We start from the raw sequence: 20,093 nt of genomic DNA, 5'->3' as shown, positions 1-20,093 counted from the left end.
ATCTTTATAGGCAATGAGGTAGCGAGGGCTGACGGGCTTGAAGAGCTCGTCAGCCCTATGCCCAGGTTGGGAGGTTTGTATGCTCACTTACCTGATACGACGTGTGGCGTACGCTCTGATCATGGTCGTGCTGGTCTCCTTCGTCGGCTTCCTCATCATCGATCTCCCGCCAGGCGATTTCCTGACGCAGAAGCTGGCCGAGCTGGAGGCCCGAGGGGATCGCAGCGCCGAGTTGCGCATCGCCGAGTACCGGGCTCGCTACGGCCTGGACAAGCCGCTCCTGACGCGCTACTGGATCTGGGCGTCGCACTTCATCAAAGGGGATTTCGGTGAGTCCTTTCAGTACGAACGCCCCGTGAGCGACCTGCTCAGCCAGCGTCTCATGTTGACGGCGGTGTTGGCGATCGCCACCCTGGCGATCACCTGGATCATCGCGATCCCTGTGGGCGTTTACTCGGCCGTAAACCAGTACTCCGTGGGGGATCAGATCTTCACCACGATCAGCTTCATTGGCCTGGGCACGCCTGGTTTCCTTTTGGCTCTTATCGTCTTGTTCTTCGCCGCCGTGATTTTGAAGCAGGATATCGGCGGGCTCTTCTCTCGCGAGTATCAGGACGCGCCGTGGAGCCTGGGGAAGGTGATCGATCTGCTGAAGCATTTATGGATCCCGGCGTTGATCGGCAGCGTCACCGGCGCGGCCGGCCTGATCCGCATCATGCGGGGGAACCTGTTGGATACATTGGGGCAGCCCTTCGTGGAGGCGGCGCGGGCCCGTGGTCTGCCCAACCGGACCGTCGTGTGGAAGCACGCCGTGCGGGTGGCCATCAACCCGCTGATCGTCATCCTGGGATCCGAGGCGCTGCCCAGCATCATCGGCGGCAACGCGTTGGTCGCCATGGTGCTCAACTTGCCCACAACGGGGCCCTTGTTCGTGACGGCGCTTCAAACGCAGGACATGTACCTGGCTGGCACGGGGCTGGTCTTCTATACCATCTTCCTGCTCATCGGCAACTTGCTGGCTGACCTGATGCTCGCCTGGGCCGACCCGCGCATCCGACTTGAGTGATGGGTGGATGGCATCGCAACGGCGGCTTTGTGGATGGGCCTGCTGTTGGTGAATCACCGGCTGGTACTGTTGGAGGGAAAGCGTGATGACTGTGAACGAGTCGCCTGAGACCACTGGGCGCCCCAAGAAGCAGATCAAGCAGAGCTATTGGAACCTGGTATGGTGGCGGTTTAAGCGGAATAGGCTGGCCATCGTGGGTGCGATCATCGTTTTGTCCTTTTATTTCGTGTGCGCGCTGTTCGCCGAGTTCTTCGCCCCGTATCTCCTGGAGCATAAGTCGGATTACCTGGAGGCTCGGCCGCAGTGGATTCATTTCGTCGATACGGAGGGGAAGTTCCACCTGCGGCCCTTCGTGTACGGTCTGGAGAAGAAGATCGATCCGGTGCTGCGGAAGCGCACGTACGTGGTGGACACGTCCAAGCGGTACCCCATCTATTTCTTCGTGCGCGGCGAGCCGTACAAGCTGCTCGGGTTGATCCCGATGGATATCCATCTCTTCGGCACCGACCCGAACGATCCGGAGGCGCACGTGTTCCTGTTCGGCACGGATCGCCTGGGGCGTGATCTCTTCTCCCGGATCATATACGGCGGCCGCCTGTCCCTGTTGATCGGCCTGTTGGGGCAGATCATGACGATCCTCTTGGGGACGGTGTTGGGCGCCATCTCCGGGTATTACGGCGGCGCGATCGATATGTTCGTCCAGCGCGTGACGGAGTTCCTGGCCGCGTTCCCGGATATTCCGCTCTTCATGGCGCTGGCGGCGGTGATCCCGCCGCAGTGGTCCCCGATCTGGGTGTACTTTATGCTCACGCTGATCCTGGCCATCGTGCGCTGGGGTGGGCTGGCCCGGCAGGTGCGAGGCATGGTGCTCTCCCTGCGCGAGCGGGAATACGTGTTGGCGGCCTTGAGTTTCGGGGCCAGCGATAGACGGGTCCTGTTCCGCCACCTGATCCCCGGCGCCTTGAGTCATATCATCGTCATCGCCACGCTGGCCATTCCCGGCATGATCCTGGCGGAGACGGCGCTGAGCTGGCTGGGGCTGGGGTTGCGGCCGCCGCTCACCAGCTGGGGGGTGCTGTTGCAGGAGGTCAGCAACGTGCGTTCCATCCGCTTCGCACCCTGGCTGCTGACCCCTGTGCCCTTCGTCATCACGGCCATCCTCGCCTATAACATGTTGGGTGACGGGCTGCGGGATGCGCTAGACCCCTACGGTAGCCGATAGGAGGACTGGGTGATGAGTGAGCCGCTCGTAGAGGTACGAGACCTGAAGGTTCAGTTTGATGTGCGGGAAGGCATCATCAAGGCGGTGGACGGGGTCACCTTCGATATCAAGCGGGGCCAGACGCTGGGGGTCATCGGCGAGAGTGGCTGCGGCAAGTCCGTCACCGCTCGGGCGATCCTGAACATGGTCCCCAGGCCGGGCAAGATCGTGGGCGGGGAGATCCTGTATTATCGCCGCTCTCAGGACAATGGCTCTGAGATCACGGAGACGGTCAACCTGGTTGAGCTGGACCCGGATGGCCAGGAGATCCGATCGATCCGGGGTGGGGAGATCGCCATGATCTTCCAGGAGCCCATGAGCTCCCTGACCCCCGTGTACACCGCCGGCGCTCACATCATCGAGGCGGTCACCCTGCATCGGCTCGTGCCCGTGCGCAAGGTCGGCAGCCAGATGACGGAGGCGATCCAGGCGTACCGACACGTCTCCAAGCAGGAGGCGCGTGAGATCGCCATCGAGATGTTGCGCAAGGTCGGGATCCCCAATCCGACCGAGCGCGTGGACAGCTATCCCCATCAGTTAAGCGGCGGCCAGCGGCAGCGCGTGATGATCGCCATCGCCCTCTCCTGTCAGCCGGACATGTTGATCGCCGACGAGCCTACGACGGCGCTGGATGTGTCCATCGAGGCGCAGATCCTGGATCTCATGCGGGATCTGCAGGAAGAGGTGGGCATGGCCATCATGTTCATCACGCATAACCTGGGCGTCGTGGCTGAGATGGCGCAAGAGATCGTGGTCATGTACCTGGGCAAGGTCGTGGAGCGGGCTGACGTCGTCAAGGTGTTCTACGAGCCCAAGCATCCTTACACGCGAGCCTTGCTGGAATCCATTCCTCACCTGGGAAAGAAGAGGCGACAGCGGCTGGCCTCCATCAAAGGCATGGTGCCTGACCCCTTCCATCTGCCGACGGGGTGTCTCTTCCATCCCCGATGCCCGGACTTCATGCCGGGCAAGTGCGACCGTGTCGAGCCGGAGTGGCTTGAGGTCGAAGAGGGGCATTGGGTTAAGTGCCTGCTATACGAGGGGGAGTGAGCGTAACCATGGCGGAGCAAAGGCAAGAGAACATCCTGCTGGAAGTCCAGGACCTGAAGAAGTACTTTCCCATCCAGCGCGGGCTCCTTCGGCGGACCGTGGGATACGTGAAGGCGGTGGACGACGTCAGTCTGTACGTTCGGGAGGGCGAGACGCTGGGATTGGTGGGGGAGAGCGGCTGTGGCAAGACCACCACGGGGCGATGCATCATCCGCCTGTACGAGCCGACCTCGGGCCGGATCCACTTCAGGACGAGCGTGCTTTCGTCCAACGGCGAGCAGGAGATGGTGGACCTGCTCAGCCTGGACAAGGAGCAGATGAAGCTGGTCCGGCAGGAGATGGCGATGATCTTCCAGGACCCCATCAACTCTCTGAACCCCCGCATGACGGTGTTCGACATCATCGCGGAGCCGATGGAGATCCATGGCATGGGGCGGGGACCCGAGGTGGAGGAGACCGTCGTCCGGCTTCTGGAACATGTGGGGCTTCGGCCGGAGCACATGCGCCGCTACCCACACGAGTTCTCGGGCGGCCAGCGACAGCGGATCGGCATCGCTCGCGCGCTGGCCTTGAACCCGCGCCTGGTGATCTGCGATGAGCCTGTGTCCGCTTTGGATGTGTCCATCCAGGCGCAGACGTTGAACCTGCTGCTGGATTTGCAGAAGGACTTCAACCTCTCCTATATCTTCATCGCCCATGATCTGAGCGTCGTTCAGCACGTCTCCGATCGCGTGGCGGTGATGTATGTGGGCAAAGTGGTGGAGATGGCCGACGTGGAGCATCTGTATACGAATCCACTGCACCCGTATACCGAGGCGTTGCTCTCCGCCGTGCCCAAGCCCGATCCGCTGTATAAGTCGGAGCGTATCTTGATGCCCGGGGATGTGGCGGACCCGGCGAGCCCGCCCAGCGGGTGCTATTTCCATCCTCGCTGTCGGTACGCGGAGCCGATCTGTGAGCAGGAGCCGCCGGAGTTCCGGGAGCTGAAGCCAGATCATTGGGTCGCGTGTCACCGGGCGGATGAGCTGCAATTGCGCGGGGTGTGAGCGTTCATAGGAGGGGTATGCGTCTCAAACGAGTGCCGGCGGGCGTGCTTGCCCTGGTCTTGTGGATCGGCACGCTTCTTGTTGGGTTGTGGGAGATCGTGATCATCCGAGACATGCTGTTTCGGATATACGCCCGATTGGGCGGGGTCACGGACGTGCATGATACCATCTATTGGGCGGCCGTCTCTATGGGGCACTGGTCCGTGCTCGTTATGGGCCTGGTGTGGCTGGCGCTCGCCATTGGGACGGGTGAGTATCATTACAAGCGGGTCGGGCAGCGGTCATCGTGGCGGCTGTTCGGCTGGACGATCGGTATCGAGTTGGCGATCCTCTTGCTGGCCCTCGTCGTGTGATGTGAGGTTATCGGGTGTTCATCGACGAATGTGTCGGCTTCCTTCGGCGGCCGGGTGACCTGCCGCCGTTTTTTCGTGGCGTTCACGGCCCACACGGGGAGGCCCGGAGAGGCTCCGTCCCTCCCTGGAGTTTGGCCTTTTTCTTTGAGGTCCTATATATGCGGCCTATTTTGTGGCATCCCCCTATATCTTGTATGGGTAGCGAAGGGCACTGCCCTTCGCTACCCAAAGGGCCAAACCAGAGGGAGGGGCTCCACCCCTCCGGAGAAAGCCCTTCTTCTGCCTTCGACCTGCCTGGCTTCGGCCTGGGCCCTTTGGGAAGGGCCGAGAAAGGCAGGTGCAGGCCGGAAAAGTGGGGTTTCTGTGGAGGGGAGGACCCCTCCACACCTCCCCCTGCGGAGCTGGTAGCTGAGGGAGCCCCTCAGACACCTTGCCGGCAAATTTTCTAAGGGCGTGTCGGCCCGGTGAATCCTCAGATACGCTCTGATAGATCACGTGGAGGAGAATGATGTTGACGTGGTGGCAGAAGGCTGTCTTCTATCAGATCTATCCTCGCAGCTTCGCCGACGGCAACGGCGATGGCATCGGCGATCTGCCGGGGATCATCGAGCGTCTGGACTACCTGCGGGATCTGGGGATCGACGCCATCTGGCTGTCTCCTCATTACCCGTCGCCGCAGTTCGACTGTGGCTACGATATCTCCGACTACAAGGGAGTGGCGCCTGAGTATGGGACGTTGGACGATTTCAGGCGATTCCTCGACGAGGCACATCGGCGAGACATCCGGGTGATCCTGGACCTGGTTCTGAACCACACGTCCCATTTGCATCCCTGGTTCCAGGAGTCTCGCTCCAGCCGGGATCATCCCAAGCGAGATTGGTATATCTGGCGCGATGGGAGGGACGGCGGCCCGCCGAACAACTGGTATTCCATCTTCGGCGGTTCCGCCTGGGAGTATGACCCCGCCACGGATCAGTACTACTATCACTTCTTTCTCAAGGAACAGCCCGATCTGAACTGGCGCAACCCGGAGGTGAAGGAGGCCATGTTCGATGTCGTCCGCTTCTGGCTGGAGCTGGGGGTGGACGGCTTTCGCCTGGATGCCGTTAGCACCATCTTCGAGGATCCGGAGATGCCTGATCACCAGGCTGAGATCACCCAGGTCGACCTGTATAAGGCGCTTCTGGCGCTTCGGGGCGAGGAGACGGAACGTGCGGCCTATCTGCGAAGGCAGCGGCGGGAGATGTTCCGGTACCAGGTCGATCGGCCGGAAGTCCACGACCTGATGCAGGAGTTGCGGTCCGTGGTCGATGAATATCCGGATCGCGTGCTGGTGGGGGAGGCGGACGACATCGCCTTCTATGGCGATGGGACCAATGAGCTGCATCTCGTCTTCAACTTTCCGCTGATGCGGACGGATCGGCTCACGCCGGAGTGGGTGCGCGCCAACCAGCGGGAGCGGTTGTCCGCCCTGCCGCCCGGCGCCTGGCCTTGCAACACCCTGGGCAATCATGATACCTCGCGAATCATCAGCCACTTCGGCGATGGGGAGCACGACGCCGAGTGGGCCCGCATCTGCCTGGCGCTCATGCTTACGCTCAAGGGGACCCCATTCCTGTACTACGGTGAGGAGATCGGCATGACGGATCTGCCGCTCGAGGACATCAACCAGTTTCGGGATATGCTGGGCGTTCGGGCGTATCACACGCTTGTGCAGGAGATGGGAATCCCTCCCACGGAGGCTCTGGCCATCGCCAACCAGATCGGCCGGGACAAGTGCCGCACGCCGATGCAGTGGGCCAACGCGCCCAACGCCGGGTTCAGCCCCGCGGGAGTGCAGACCTGGCTGCCCGTGAACCCGAACTACGCGCAGGGCGTGAACGTCGAGGAGCAGTTGGAGGACTCGGACTCGCTGTTGAACTTCTACCGGCGTATGTTGCGCCTGCGTCGCGAGACGCCGGCTCTCATCGTGGGTGAGTACGAGCCGCTTCATGAGGACGCCGAGGACTATCTGGCTTTCCTGCGTCGCAGCGAGGCGGACGGGCAGAGCTGCCTGGTCGTGCTGAACATGTCGGATCGTCAGCAGGTGCTGAGCTTCGACCTGGAGGACTCCGTATCCCGGGTGCTCTTCTCCAGCCGGGATCGCGACGCCTCAGAGGATGAGCTCTCGGCGCTCTCCGTTGGGCCGTTCGAGGTGTACATCGGCGAGGTGAGGGGATCCCGCGCTGGATCCTGAGCGGGTACGGGTTGAATAGGGGAGGAGTGGTGCACATGCGACATGTCCATAGGTGGCTTTTGCTGCTGGTGTTCGTCCTGGTGGCCGGTTGTGTCTTCCCGCCGATCACGCCCGTCCCGCCGACGCCGACCGACACGCCGGCTCCTACGGATACGCCCACGCCCAGTCCCACGTTGACACCTACCCCGGAGGGCGTCGGGGAGAGGGAGCCGCATGCCTGGTGGAACGACGCCGTCTTCTATGAGATCTTCGTGCGCAGCTTCTACGATAGCGACGGCGATGGCGTGGGGGACTTGAATGGCCTCATCGAGAAGCTGGACTATCTGAACGACGGCGATCCCGCCACGACGGATGACCTGGGGATCACCGGCATTTGGCTGATGCCCATCATGGAGTCGCCCAGCTACCACGGGTACGACGTGGCGGACTACTACCGGGTCGATCCGGAGTATGGCACGAACGAGGACTTCCGGCGGCTCATGGCGGAGGCCCACCGGCGGGGCATCCGGGTGATCATCGATATGGTGCTGAATCACACCAGCTCCAAGCATCCCTGGTTCCAGAGCGCCCGCAGCGATCCGAACAGCCCCTACCGGGATTTCTACATCTGGTCCGACCAGGATCCGGGCTACAAGGGGCCGTGGGGACAGCGCGTCTGGCATCGCTCTCCCACCGGCTATTATTACGGCATCTTTTGGGCGGGGATGCCCGACCTGAACTACGACAATCCGGCCGTCACCGCTGAGATGGAGAAGGTGATCCGCTTCTGGCTGGAGGATATGGGCGTGGATGGGTTCCGGCTGGACGCGGTCAAGCATCTGGTCGAGGAGGGCCGGGTGCAGGAGAACACGCCCGCCACGCACGCATGGCTGCGGGGCTTCTACGCGTTCTATGAGTCGATCAACCCAGAGGCGCTGACCGTCGGCGAGGTGTGGAGCCCGACGACGGAGGTGGTCAAGTATATCGGCGATCAGCTGGACCTGGCCTTCGAGTTCGACACGGCACAGGCGATGCTGCGGAGCGCCCGGTTCGGCGATCGGAGTTACGTGCTGCGGGCCCATCGCCTGGTGACGGAGCGCTATCCGCCCAATCAGTTCGCCACCTTCCTCACCAATCACGATCAGCCCCGGGTGATGACCGAGCTGCGCGGCGATGTGAACAAGGCCAAAGTGGCGGCCAGCCTGCTGCTGACGGGTCCGGGCGTGCCTTTCCTCTACTATGGGGAGGAGATCGGGCAGGTGGGAGGAAAGCCGGATGAGAACATCCGCACGCCCATGCAGTGGTCGGATGCCGAGAACGCCGGGTTCACCACCGCCGTCATGGCCTGGCGGGCGCCTCAGCCCGATTACCGTGACGTCAACGTGGCCGCCCAGACAGGGGATCCGAATTCGCTGCTCAGCCATTACCGGCGGCTGGTCCGTGCCCGCAATGCCCACGAGGCGCTGCGCGTCGGGGACTGGCGGGAGGTGACGGTCGAGGACCGGCGGATCTACGCCTTCCTGCGCCACAGCGACGCGGAGACGCTGTTGGTGCTCATCAACCTGTCTGGGGAGCCGATCTCCGACTATCGTCTGGATCTGGAGTCCGGCCCATTGAGCGGCGAGCCGGTGGAGGGGCTTCCGGTGGAGGTGCTGACCGGGGAGCCGGCCCCCGCCCCCGCCGTTCGAGAGGGGGGCGGCTTTGAAGGGTACCGACCGTTGGGCACGCTGGAGCCCTACGGCACGTATGTCATTCGGCTCCGGTGAACGGCAGGGGACGCTCTCATCGCTTGTGAGCGGGCCGGGCTTCCACGCCCGGCCGCCCTCGGTGGCGCCCGCGTGGGAGCTGGCGCTGCTGTGGCAAAGGGGAAGGCCTCGTCGCTTGTGAGCGGGCCGGGCTCCCATGCCCGGCCGCCTTGGTGGCGCCAGCATGGGAGCTGGCGCTGCTGTGGTGGGGGAAGGCCTCGTCGCTTGTGAGCGGGCCGGGCTCCCACGCCCGGCCGCCCATGCGATGGCGCCCGCGTGGGAGCTGGCGCCGCTGTGCGTGGATGGCGAAAGAGAATCCCGGAGCCTCCCAGGCTCCGGGATTCTGATCGTTCGGATCCCCAATGCCGTCGATGGCGCTATGGCGTTGTGGGTGAACCCGACAGCAGTATGGGCAGATAGGTTCGATCCTCCTCCGGCGTCGGCGTCGGGGTGGGTGTGGGCGTGCTGGTCGGCGTGGGCGTGCTGGTCGGCGTCGGCGTATCGGTGGGTGTCGGTGTGATGGTGGGCGTCTCCGTCGGCGTGGGCGTGCTGGTCGGCGTCGGCGTGGGCGGCGGCCCGGAGTAGTGCCAGATGTTCCCCTGATCATCGCCCACCCACAGGTCGTTCTCATCGAAGGCGAACAGCGACACCAGGTTTGCCGTAGTGGGCGGCCCGCCGATCGGCACCCACGTCTGGCCGTCGGTGGTCTGGTAGACGTTCCCCTGCCAGCCCACGGCGTATCCCACCGTCTCGCTCACCATCTGCAGGCGCTCCAGGACGACCGGGAAGGTCGCCTGCTGTTCGAACGTGGGGGAGCTTGCGGTGGCGTTGGTGACCTTCAGGATGGTGCTGGGCGGTATGCCCGGGGGAGCATCCTCCAGCGTGGTCGCGATCCATCCCGTGTTCGTGTCCAGGAAGCTGAGGTCATAGGCGTAGCGATCCGCCCGGGGCTCCGTGGTCGGGTTGTTCGGATCGTACCACTTCTTCGCCCCCCAGCTCGCGCCGTTGTTGACCGTCGTGTAGAGCCGCCCTTTGGCAGCCGCGTAGCAGATGCTGGGCGTGGGGCATTCGATATCGCGCACCACGAAGTTGTTGCTGACCTGCACCGGGTTAAAGTTCACCCCATCGGTGGCCCGGAGGATGAAGTTCAGCGTGGTCCCCACCAGCACGGTGTTGCCGTTGCCCGTCCAGAGCACGGAGTAAAGGAAGCCGCCGTACAGCCCCCCGCTGAGATCGTTGGGGCGGGGCATCTTCCCCCAGGAGACGCCGCCATTGGTCGTGCGCAGGATGGTGGCGAACCGACCCACCGCCCAGCACGTGTACGTATCCTTGCAATGTATGGCCGACAGGAACCCCTTCTCGGCCGTCATGGGATGGTTGGTCAGCTCCGTCCAGGTCTCGCCGCCATCAGAGGTCTTGTAGATGAAAGCCGTGCCCGTGTTGGCGGTCCACTCCGGCCCGCCCACCGCGTAGCCGATGTCCCGGCTGGGGAAGTAGATCCCCCACACCTTGATCGATGGCGGCGGCTTGGGGATGGTGAACTTCAGCGCCCATCCATACCCTTCAGGTGTGGGGCTTGGCGTGGGAGTCGGCGTGGGGGCCGTGGCGGACAGGTCGACCCGATGGAAGGCGTTGTCGTTTGTCCAGTTGAGGGTGACGGAGGGCGTGGCGGGCACGCCGTCCACCTCGAATGAGACCGGCTCGCCCTCACGCATGCCGGGGGCCGGCGGGTTCTCGCCGTAGACCGGCATGACGCCGTACAAGCCGGGGTAGACGACGGTGAAGGTGCCGACGGTATCCCCACGCGGGTTGTGGGCCGTGACGACGGCGCCTACGGGTGCTGGCTGGCCGTCCACCGTCACCCGCCCGTAGACGAGGGTTCGTTGGTCGCTTGGGGTGAGTGTGGCGGTGGGGGTGGGGGTGACGGGCGATTCGTCGCGTAGCGCGTTGATCACCGGTTGGGCTGTGCTGATGGCTCCCGTAGCCAATGGATGAAGCAAGGCGATGACCAGGATCAGCGTGAGCGGGGCCAGCCAGAGAGAGCGGCCAAAACGCAGAAACATACTCAACATCCTCCTTATGCGGTTGGGCTCGTCCCTGGATAGGGGATACGGCTGATTTGCCTCGATCAGGGAAGCTTCGTTTCCAGGTGAGCCTGTGGTTCACAAGTGCAAACGGTTCACGATGCAGGGCCGTTACTCCTGACGGCCGGTGCCCGGAGGATACCCGCGGATGCAGGGGCTGTCAAACCGTGCCTTTGAGGAGATCAGGATCTACTGCACGGATATTCGCGTGAGCCGGATACGCCGGCCCACCGGCTGCCCGGCGTCCAGTACGGTCAGGTAGAGGGCGTAGCGACCGGATGATAGATCGGCCGGCAAGGGCAGGTCGTGATCGCCGCGTACCACCTCTCCGGCCGTCCACCGGGTCGTGGGATACATCTCGCCCGCCGGATCGGCCTCCACGGTCGAGCGCCCGTCGTCCAGCTCCAGGCGTATAATCAGCCGCCGTCCGGGCGCTTTCTCGGCGCGCCAGTACAACGCTACGTGTAGCCGATCCCCCGGCCCCAGCGGGGTGTCCGGCGCGTGTCGGAATCCCCGCTTGTAGACGTCGAAGCCCAGGAGTCGGATCGGCCCGAAGTCGACCGGGCGGGTGTACTGCATGCCCAGCGTGATGGGCGCGGGGGGCGTCTCCGGCCGTTGTACCTGTATCTGCCCTAGCGTCACATGGTCGTCGTCGCCCACGGGAAGCCGCGCGCCGTCCGTCGCCCGATATACGGCCAGGATCAGCTGGTAGGTGCCGGGCGGGGTGCCGGGGCGCACCAATACCCCCATGCCGTCCTCGATGGGCTGCCCGACCTCCCAGCTCGTCGTCGGCCGCAACCCTCCTCCCGGCTCCGCATCCCGTTGGGCGATCACCTGGGCCCTTCCATCCAGCAGCTGTACGGTGACCTTATAGCGCTCCTCGATGGGGCGCAGCGCCTCCCAGATCAGGCTGATGGGGAGCACCTCTCCGGAGGTGATGGCGTCCGTCCCCAGCCCTACACCGCTCAGCCGCAGCAGCGGGGGATCCCCGAAGCGCCAGTCGGTGGACGTGATGCGGTCGTGAGGGATCTGGAAGTCGGGGATGGCGTAGATGGCAAGTCGGACGTTTCCGTGCCAGCTGTCGGAGGCCTTGAAGGCGGCCTGAGCCAGCCAGTTCTCCACGATGTGTTGGGGATCGGCCTGCTCCGTCGCCCAGAGCAGAGCGAAGATGCGGCCGGGAGTGGCCGTGAGCTGCGCCAGCTCGGCGGTCAACGCCTTGGCATCGGGGGGACGCTGCCGGGGCAGGGGATAGATGGGGAGTTGCCCCCGGTAGTAGTAGGTGAACACCTCCTGTTGGCCGGGCGCGTCCAGGATGATGCGGTCGCCAGGGCGCTCCTCCGCCTCGATGTAGCGGGCGATGCCGCGGTAGTCATCTCGTGCGTAGGTGGGGTCGAAGTAGTAAGCCTGCAGGGTGGTGCCCGCGGCTATGCCCAGCAGGGCGGCAGCGAGCGCATACCAGAGCATCGGGAGCCACGGCAGGCGGGGCAACGCCGTCTCCGGACGGTCCGCGCTCCGTGGGGAGGAGCGCGGCGAGACCATGCTGGCCAGCGCCTCCCCCGGCCCGATGATGCCGCGAGCGAGGAGCAGACAGAACCCCGGGCTGCCTACGATCAGGAACTTCAGGTACGCCTCCGTGAAGAGCCCGCGCATCATCATGAGCGCGATGGGGGCGGCCATCCCTACGAATGGGATCCCCCAGGCCAGCCAATGCTCCCGACGGCCGCGGGCCGGCCGCATGCTGGGCCACAGCCCCAGCGCGATCCCCATGGCGAAGACGAGGTTCCACGACCCCTGAGGCTGCCGGTATCCCACCGGCCCCAGAGCGAGCGTGGTCAGGGAGGCGCTCAGCACCTGGCTGAAATCCATCCCCGCGCTCGGGCTGGGCCACGTGCTGAGCTGTCGTTGGGCGATGGGGAGCCAGGGGAGGAACAGCAGCGCGGCGACCATCTGAAGCCCCAGCCACCATGTGATCCGTTCCAGGATATGGCCGCGGCGATGGCTATCCCACAGCCACAGGAAGTACAGCGCGTTGATGGCCAGGATGACGGCCGGGAAGACGTAGTGGGTGTACAGCCCGCCCGCCAGGGAGATGACCAGCAGGGCAGCGGTCCGGAGGGGCGGGCGTGTGCGCCCGGCCCCCTCATGGAGCACGTAGAGGGTGAACCCGTACAGCGCCAGCCCGCTCCACAGCCCCAGTAGCGCGTACATGCGGGCCTCTTGCGAGTAGTAGATCAGGAATGGATTGAGAGCGGCGACCAGGGCGGCGGTCAACCCGACCTGTTCCCCTCGAAGGCGGCGACCCATCCGGTAGATCACGTAGACCAGCGCGACGCCGGCGAGGGCCGACAGGGAGCGCAGCTCCGCCTCGCTGGTGCCGAGCAGGCGGGTCCACAGATGGAGCAGCCAGTAGTAGAGCGGCGGATGGATGTCGGCCGCGACGTCGTGGGTGATGCGGGCCAGGCTGCGGGCGGCCAGGGCCGCGCTGTTCCCCTCGTCGGCCCACAGCGATTGCTCGCCCAGGCGGTAGAATCGGAGCCCGGCGGCCAGTGCCAGCACGGCGATGTGCGGGGGAATCAGGGGGCGTGACTCGCTCCTCATGGCGTGGCGTTTCCTCCCCGGATGTAGGCGATAAGGCTGCAGGCGACGGCCAGCGCGGCCGTGATCACGGTTGCGATCATGGGCCATCGCCAGAGGGGCGTGCGGCCGATCACGCGTATCCCCTCGATCTGTAAGGGGCCGCCGGAGGGACGTAACTCCAGCTCGTGTGCCCCCGCGTCGAGCCCTCGCGCCAGCCAGACGACCGTGTGCGGTCCCTCGCTTTGGGCGTCGTCGGGCTTCAGGCGGCGGGGTGGGCTCCCATCCAGGCGCACTTCAGCGCCGGGGAATGGCCGTCCCGTTGGGACCAGCAGCGCTGCACCTGTGCCGTCGAACCGGAATCGGAGCGAGGCCGCCGGATCCTGCGCCTGCCGGATGGGGAGCCCGGCGGCCGACTTGGCCTCCTCCCAGGCCCCCTCGTAGCGGAGCGCCCAGTGGTCGGCCGGGTGCGCGCCGGGATAGAGGGTGGGGGAGAGGCTGTTCGTGTAGTCCTTAATGGCCCCATATGCCGGCAGCGGGGTGAAGTCCGCCTGCAGCAGCCGGAAGAAGGCTTCGGGATGGTTCGGCGAGCGCGCCCATTCGTCGGTGGCGCGCTTCAGGAACCAGACGTTGGCCACGCCGATCCACGGCCACTCCCGTTGGATGCGCTCGTAGGCCAGGACCAGGTAGCGGGCCTGTTGTTCCTCCGTGTAACGGCCGTAGATAGGCGGGGCCGGGTGGCCTTCCGGGATGGCGTTCCAGTTCATCTCGCTGATCCAGATGGCCTTGTGGGCGTCGCCGTTGCGCACCATGATGTCGCGTATGTATCGGAGCCGGGAGAAGTTGACGACGCGCGGGTGCATGCGACGATCGGTGGGGCCGGACCAGAGCCCGTATCCCTGGGTGGCCAGCACGTCGAAATAGGGGGCCGCGCCCGCGTCGTACATGCGCTGCAGGAAGACGAAGTCGTTCATGTCCCGCGGCCCCAGTTCAATGGTGGAGGCCAGCGCGCCGCTGATGATGATCACGTTGGGATCGGCCGCTTTGGCCCGGGTGTAGGCGACTTTCAACAGCTCGACGTACTCCTCCGGGCTGACCGGGCGCTCGCCCCACTCGGGGTAGATGTTGGGCTCGTTCCAGATCTGGTAGTACCGGATCCGGCCGCGATATCGGCTGACCACCGCCGCCACGAAGTCCCCGAAGTCCTCGTAGTTATCGGGCGGCGCGTATGTGCCCACGGCATCCCCCTCGGCCCGGGACCAGGCCGGCGGATTGCTGAGGCGCACGATGAGCTCCATGCCGTACCGTTCGGCCAGGTCAACGATGTGGTCGTATTTCTCCCAGGCGGAGCGGTACGGCCGGTGGCGCCGATCCTGGAAATCACCCTTGCCGTGGATCTCGATGTCCTCCCAGGGGAACTCCTGGCGTAGCCAGTGGAAGCCGGCCTCGGCGGCCATGCGCACAGCCTGCTCCCGCTTGCTGGGCTCCACCTCTTGTTCCAGGAACACGTTGACGCCGAAGGGGTTCACGCCGGCGTGGGCTGCAGGTGTGTCGTTCGCGGTGTCCACGCGGGGGCGTAGGAGGTCGCCGGTGAGGTCCGTCAGCGCCTTGATCTGTGGGAATAGCTCCTCCTCGCCGGTGATGGCGAAGAGGCCGCCCGGCAGAGATCGCAGAGCGATCGCCGCGGTCAGGATGCCCAGGGCGATGGAGATCCACAGGAAGAGAGGACAAGGGGACGGTTTCCGCATAGCTGGATTATACCGCAGGAGGGAGGAGATCAAAAGCCGGAGCTCTCTGAGAGCCCCGGCTTTTCAGGCGGATCTGGTGTCCGGATTATCTCTCTTGGAGTGTGTCTGAGAAAAGCCGTTGCTTCTGCTGTGGGGAGCCCTTCCGAGAAAAGTCCTTCTTCCGCTTTCGACCTGCCCGGCCCCGGCCTGGGTCCTTCGGGAAGGGCCGGGAAAGGCAGATGCGGGCCGGAAAAGCGGGGTTTCCGTGGAGGGAGGTCCCCTCCACACCTCCCCCTGTGGAGCTGGTAGCTGAGGGAGACCCCTCAGACGCCTTGCCAGTAATTTTCAGATACGCTCTTGGGGCGTCGTATCGTCGGTGGGCGACTCTGAGGGGACCGTGGGGCCCGCATCGGGTGGGCCTGCATCGGCCTCCTGGTCGGGAGACGGGAGGGTGTCCGTGTCAGGCGTCGCCGATGGGGTCTCCTCGATGGAGGGCGCTTCCGTCGAAGAGGGCTCGACGGCGCTCTCCGACGGGGGCCACTCCGGCTCCGGTTCCTCGGCGGGGGGCTCGTTCGGTTGTGGGGTGGCCGGGGCTTCGCTCTCCGCTGCGACCGGAAGCTCCGTCACCGAGATGGAGGGGGGCATAGAGGGCTCCGGCAGCAGCAGCCGCTTCTCTCTGGAGGCCTCCACGTCCTCCCATGCCTCGTCGATGGAGCGTCCGAGGGTGTAGTCGGAGACAAGGGCCTGCCCGGCCAGGGTCAGTGGCAGCCCTCGGCGGGCGGACGGCTCCGATTGCTGCCACAGCTCCCGCAGGGCGTAGAAGTTCAACTCGGCCGTGATGAGCCCTTCGGCGCGTGCGGTTCCCATCTGCACCATGATGCCCGTGTTACGCGCCGTCATCTCCACCGGTGCCATGATGGCCGACCGCCCGGTGAATTGGGCGTCGCCGCCTCGGAAGGGATCGCTACCGATCAGGAAGCTGGTGAGGACGAACAGTTGATTCTCCTGCGCCCGGGCCAGGGCCGCTGCGCGAATACGTGCGGCCAGCGCCGGATCGCTAGTCGCCGCCACGACCACTAGGATCTCCGCTCCACGATAGGCCAGCAGCCGGGCGGGCTCCGGGTAGAGCACGTCGGCCCCGATGAGCAAGCCGATCCGGCCCACGGGCGTCTCCAGGATCTCCCACCCCTCGCCCGGCGCGATCAAGTCCTCATCCTCCGGGGACACGCTGACGCGGGCGGCCTCGCCGATCATCTCCCCCTGAGAGCTGAAGGCCAGCGCCAGCGCCTGTTGCCCTGGGCCCTGACCGGGGAGATATCCCGCGCCCACGATGATGTGGGTGCCGTAACTGCGGGCCAGCCCGGCGAACAGCCGTTCCACCTCCTGGCGGAGCGTGTTCCCCTCTTCCGCCAGATGGCGGGCCAGCGCCCCCCGAAAGTCCACTCGCAGAAGCTCGGCCGTGGACCCGGCCATGCGGGCTTTCGCCCGCTTCCATAGGGAGGCACCGCGCTGGCGTCCCTGATCCGCCTGGCGCAGCAGGCTGGCGCGCACGCCGGGGAGGCGTGGCACGGCTGCCATGACGCCTGATAGCTCCGGGAAGACGACCAGGGACACCCCTTTGCTCTGGGCCATGCGCAGGAAGCGTATGCAGTCGTGCCGGTAGTCCTCCAGGGACGCGTGCAGGCGCAGCCGTTGTTGGGCGCAGGCGACGATCGCTGTATCCATCCGAGCCTCCTCAAGCGGGATCCACGACGTAACGGCAGGCATTGTACCACGCCCGCCCGGGGGGGACAAGGACGATGGCGGGGGGCAGCGGCGCGTCCCGTGGCTCGCACCTGGCGGCGTCGGCGCTTCGGGCGGATGCATGCATTGTGGTAGAATGGGCCCCATGTGAGAGTGTGTCTGAAAAATGCCGTTGCTTCTGCTGTGGGGAGCCCCTCCGGAAAAAGCCCTTCTTTTGCCCTCGGCCTGGGTTCCGCGGAAAGGGCCAAGGGAGGCAGGTACAGGCCGGAAAAGTGGGGTTTTCCGTGGAGGAGACCTCCCCTTGTGGAGCTGATCGTTGAGGGAGACCCCTCAGACATCTTGCCGGTAAATTTTCAGACGCGCTCTGAGAAAGGGCGTGTGTCTCGAGATTCGGAAGGGCGATATCGTCGAGGAGATAGCCATAGCATCCTGGAGGAGGTTGGGAAATTGAGTCGGAGAAGGATAGGGACGATTTTGATCGCTTATGAGTTGCAGGACCGTCATCTGCAGGCGATTCGGGAGGCGGCTCCGGAGGCGGAGCTGATCGTTGTGCCTGATCGTGAGGAATTGGAGCGCCGGTGGGATGCGATCATCCCAAGGGTCGAGGTGGTGCTGGGCGGGCTGCCTCGGGATCGAATCCTGGAGGCGCCCCGGCTGCGTTGGCTGCAGACCACCGGCGCGGGGGTGGATTGGCTGCTGCGGTATCCGCAGATCGCCCAGAGCGATCTCGTCATCACCAACGCATCGGGGGTGCACGCCATCCCCATCAGCGAGCATATCCTGGCCCTGATGCTGGCGCTGACCCGCGATATCCAGCGTTGCGTTCGGGATCAGGTGCAGCATCGTTGGAATCGGGGACATCGGATCACCGAGATGGATGGGTCGACCATGGGGTTGATCGGCGTGGGGGCTATCGGGGAGAAGACGGCCGAGAAGGCCAAGGGGCTGAATATGCGGGTGTTGGGCTTGCGACGTCACCCGGAGAAGGGATCCCCGTGGGTGGATCGCATGTACGGGCCGGATCAGTTGTTGGAGATGCTGCCCGAGGCCGATTGGGTGGTCATCACCACGCCGCTGACCCGGGAGACCCGGGGGCTCATCGGGGAGCGAGAGCTGCGGGCCATGAAGGAGACGGCCTACATCATCAACATCGGCCGGGGGGCCATCATCCAGGAGCGGGCGCTGATCCGGGCATTGCAGGAGGGATGGATCGCCGGCGCCGGGCTGGACGTGTTCGAGCAGGAGCCGCTGCCGGAGGATTCGCCGCTGTGGGATATGGAGAACGTGATCATCACGCCGCACTACGCCGGTCTCACGCCGTATTACGCCGACCGAGTGGTGGAGATCTTCACCGAGAACCTGCGGCGCTATCAGGCCGGCCGGCCGTTGATCAACGAGGTGGATAAACGGTTGGGATACTGAAAACGTGTCTGAGAAATGCCGTTGCTCCTGCTATGGGGAGGCCCGGCAGGATGAAACCCCGCCGGAAAAAGCCCTCCTTCCGCCTCCGACTTGCCCGGCCTCGGCCCTGATCCCTGCAGAAAGGGCCGAGGCCGGGCAGATACAGGCCGGAAAGGAGAAGTCCTCCATACCTCCCCGGATTCCGGGGCGAGCGGTCTTCCCCTGACGACCCCGGTTCAGACGGCTTCTGCGTTGTACCATTGCGTTATCCTGTTGCCCGGCGCATCAGATACCAGAACGCGGGCGCTCTGTGCTCCTCTCCCTCGCGAGTCCAGAGGATCTCGAACGCGTCCCCAAACAGCGCGGCCACCTCGGGTGGGTCCAGCCCGGCCCAGCCCCGGTTGCTCCATGCGTACAGCAGATAGTAGCCGCCGGGACGTATGTGCCGGGCCAGCGCGGCCGCGTAGTCAGGCCGATCGGCCTCCCACAGCCCGTGCAGACATCCGATATCCAGCGCGAAGTCCACCGGCTGGCGCAGGAAATCCAGGCGGTGGACCAATCCCAGATGGAAGCGCACCTGCACGCCGGCGCGGCGGGCCTTCCAGCGCGCCTTGAGGATGGCCAGCACCGCGCTATCCACGCCGATCACGTCAAAGCCGTGCCGGGCCAGGTAGATGGCGTTGGTGCCCGTGCCGCATCCCAGGTCGATCGCCCGGCCGGGGGGCACCACGCCGCCTTCCACCACCTCCACGACCTCCGGTGGGGTGACGCCCGTATCCCAGGGGGGACGTCGCAGGTACATGAGGTTGAACCGCACCAGCCTGCGCCAGCGCTCCCAGCGCGAGGGAGAGATCGCCATCGTCTTGGCCTCCAAAAGTGGTGTGATCTCCGGGATTTGACCGGACGGCCGCGCGTGTGGTACGTTGAGTGTGCACGGAAATAAGGGCGCCTTCCACGCGCTCCTGAGGAGGATGGATGATGAAACGCTTTGTCGTTTTCGCTTTCGTAGCCGTTCTAATCGCCGTGGGGATCGTGGGCGCCTGCAGTCGGCCGACCCCAACGCCGCAGCCGACGCCGACCCCCATACCCCCATCGCCGACGCCACTGCCGCCAACGCCGACGCCCAGGCCCACGGATACTCCCATACCTACGCCAACGCCGCAGCCGACCACGCCTCCCACGCCTACGCCGGTGCCGACGGCGACTCCGACGTTGGTCCCGACCCCTACCCCTACACCCGAGCTCGTGGACGTCTTCAACACCGCTTTCCGTAACGAACAGCTCACCACGTTCGTGTTGCTGTTGAGGGCTTCGGGGCTGCAGGATCCACTGAAGAGCGAGGGGCCTTTCACGATCTTCGCGCCGGTGGACGATGCCTTCGATAAGCTGCCCAGGGGGACGGTGGGCGACCTGATGGAGGATCTCCCCAGGTTGAAGAATATCCTGCTCTACCACATCGTGCCCGGCCGGGTGACGGCGGCCGAGCTCGCGGCCATCGACTCCGTACAGACGGTCACGTTGAAGACCGCCCTGGGCAAGCCGATCACCATCACCATCGACGATGGGAAGGTGACCCGGATCAACGGCGCCCTGATCGTCAGCGCCGATCTTCAGGCCACCAACGGCGTCATGCACCTCATCGATGCCGTGTTGGTGCCCCCCGGCGTGGAAAGCCCCGTGTCCCCGTCGACGCCCTCGGCGTCCTCTGCACCCACGGCGACCGATACGCCTGTGCCATCCCCTACGCCGAAGGGCTCAGCGACGCTGACGCCGGTGCCGGGGAAGAAATAACGGGCGCTTCGCCCCGGCTCCTCGATGAAAGATATCG

The 20,093-nt window shown here is 65.0% G+C and carries 14 protein-coding genes; 9 read left to right on the top strand and 5 right to left on the bottom strand.

Annotated features, from left to right (window positions below; all coding sequences use genetic code 11):
* The first annotated feature begins 79 nt into the window (after positions 1 to 79).
* The 7 genes from GXP39_01695 (at position 80) to GXP39_01665 (ending at position 8,757) form a co-directional block, all read left to right on the top strand.
* Positions 80 to 1,066 (top strand): ABC transporter permease, encoded by a 987-nt coding sequence (locus GXP39_01695; protein ID NOZ26754.1) that lies wholly within the window; start codon positions 80 to 82, stop codon positions 1,064 to 1,066.
* Positions 1,067 to 1,151: 85 nt separating this feature from the next.
* Positions 1,152 to 2,288 (top strand): ABC transporter permease, encoded by a 1,137-nt coding sequence (locus GXP39_01690; protein NOZ26753.1) that lies wholly within the window; start codon positions 1,152 to 1,154, stop codon positions 2,286 to 2,288.
* Between the two features lie 12 nt (positions 2,289 to 2,300).
* Positions 2,301 to 3,377 (top strand): ABC transporter ATP-binding protein, encoded by a 1,077-nt coding sequence (locus GXP39_01685; protein NOZ26752.1) that lies wholly within the window; start codon positions 2,301 to 2,303, stop codon positions 3,375 to 3,377.
* An 8-nt stretch (positions 3,378 to 3,385) separates the two neighbouring features.
* A complete protein-coding gene (locus GXP39_01680; protein NOZ26751.1) occupies positions 3,386 to 4,423 on the top strand; it encodes an ATP-binding cassette domain-containing protein in 1,038 nt (345 codons plus the stop codon).
* A 17-nt stretch (positions 4,424 to 4,440) separates the two neighbouring features.
* Entirely contained in the window at positions 4,441 to 4,776 is a 336-nt protein-coding gene (locus GXP39_01675; GenBank protein NOZ26750.1) for a hypothetical protein, read from the top strand.
* A 505-nt stretch (positions 4,777 to 5,281) separates the two neighbouring features.
* On the top strand, positions 5,282 to 7,012 hold the full coding sequence (locus tag GXP39_01670) for an alpha-glucosidase (GenBank protein ID NOZ26749.1): 1,731 nt from the start codon (positions 5,282 to 5,284) through the stop codon (positions 7,010 to 7,012).
* Between the two features lie 35 nt (positions 7,013 to 7,047).
* Positions 7,048 to 8,757 carry an alpha-amylase gene (locus GXP39_01665; protein NOZ26748.1) on the top strand — a complete coding sequence of 570 codons (1,710 nt, stop codon included), beginning with the start codon at positions 7,048 to 7,050 and terminating at the stop codon, positions 8,755 to 8,757.
* A 356-nt stretch (positions 8,758 to 9,113) separates the two neighbouring features.
* Here GXP39_01665 and GXP39_01660 read toward each other — a convergent pair whose 3' ends face one another.
* The 4 genes from GXP39_01660 to GXP39_01645 form a co-directional block, all read right to left on the bottom strand.
* Complete coding sequence (locus GXP39_01660) at positions 9,114 to 10,160, bottom strand: hypothetical protein (GenBank protein NOZ26747.1); 1,047 nt, start codon at positions 10,158 to 10,160, stop codon at positions 9,114 to 9,116.
* 849 nt (positions 10,161 to 11,009) lie between these two features.
* Entirely contained in the window at positions 11,010 to 13,418 is a 2,409-nt protein-coding gene (locus tag GXP39_01655; GenBank protein ID NOZ26746.1) for a hypothetical protein, read from the bottom strand.
* Positions 13,415 to 15,142, bottom strand: a complete 1,728-nt coding sequence (locus GXP39_01650; GenBank protein ID NOZ26745.1) for a cellulase family glycosylhydrolase — start codon at positions 15,140 to 15,142, stop codon at positions 13,415 to 13,417. Before GXP39_01650 ends, GXP39_01655 begins: the two co-directional genes overlap by 4 nt.
* Before the next feature lie 324 nt (positions 15,143 to 15,466).
* Positions 15,467 to 16,846: a hypothetical protein gene (locus GXP39_01645; GenBank protein ID NOZ26744.1), complete on the bottom strand. Its 1,380-nt coding sequence runs from the start codon at positions 16,844 to 16,846 to the stop codon at positions 15,467 to 15,469.
* A 465-nt stretch (positions 16,847 to 17,311) separates the two neighbouring features.
* On the opposite strand from GXP39_01645, the gene GXP39_01640 reads away from it, so the two are divergent.
* Positions 17,312 to 18,286: a D-2-hydroxyacid dehydrogenase gene (locus GXP39_01640; GenBank protein ID NOZ26743.1), complete on the top strand. Its 975-nt coding sequence runs from the start codon at positions 17,312 to 17,314 to the stop codon at positions 18,284 to 18,286.
* 244 nt (positions 18,287 to 18,530) lie between these two features.
* Here the strand turns inward: GXP39_01640 and GXP39_01635 are convergent, their stop codons facing one another.
* Positions 18,531 to 19,124, bottom strand: coding sequence for a class I SAM-dependent methyltransferase (locus GXP39_01635; GenBank protein NOZ26742.1), 594 nt, complete (start codon positions 19,122 to 19,124; stop codon positions 18,531 to 18,533).
* Positions 19,125 to 19,240: 116 nt separating this feature from the next.
* Between GXP39_01635 and GXP39_01630 the strand changes: the two genes are divergently transcribed.
* On the top strand, positions 19,241 to 20,056 hold the full coding sequence (locus GXP39_01630) for a fasciclin domain-containing protein (protein ID NOZ26741.1): 816 nt from the start codon (positions 19,241 to 19,243) through the stop codon (positions 20,054 to 20,056).
* The last annotated feature ends 37 nt before the right edge of the window (positions 20,057 to 20,093 follow it).

Source organism: Chloroflexota bacterium (genome assembly GCA_013152435.1).
Classification (GTDB): Bacteria; Chloroflexota; Anaerolineae; order DUEN01; family DUEN01; genus DUEN01.
The sequence above is the reverse complement of the archived record's forward strand: the minus strand, read 5'-3'. Positions and strand labels throughout refer to the sequence as shown.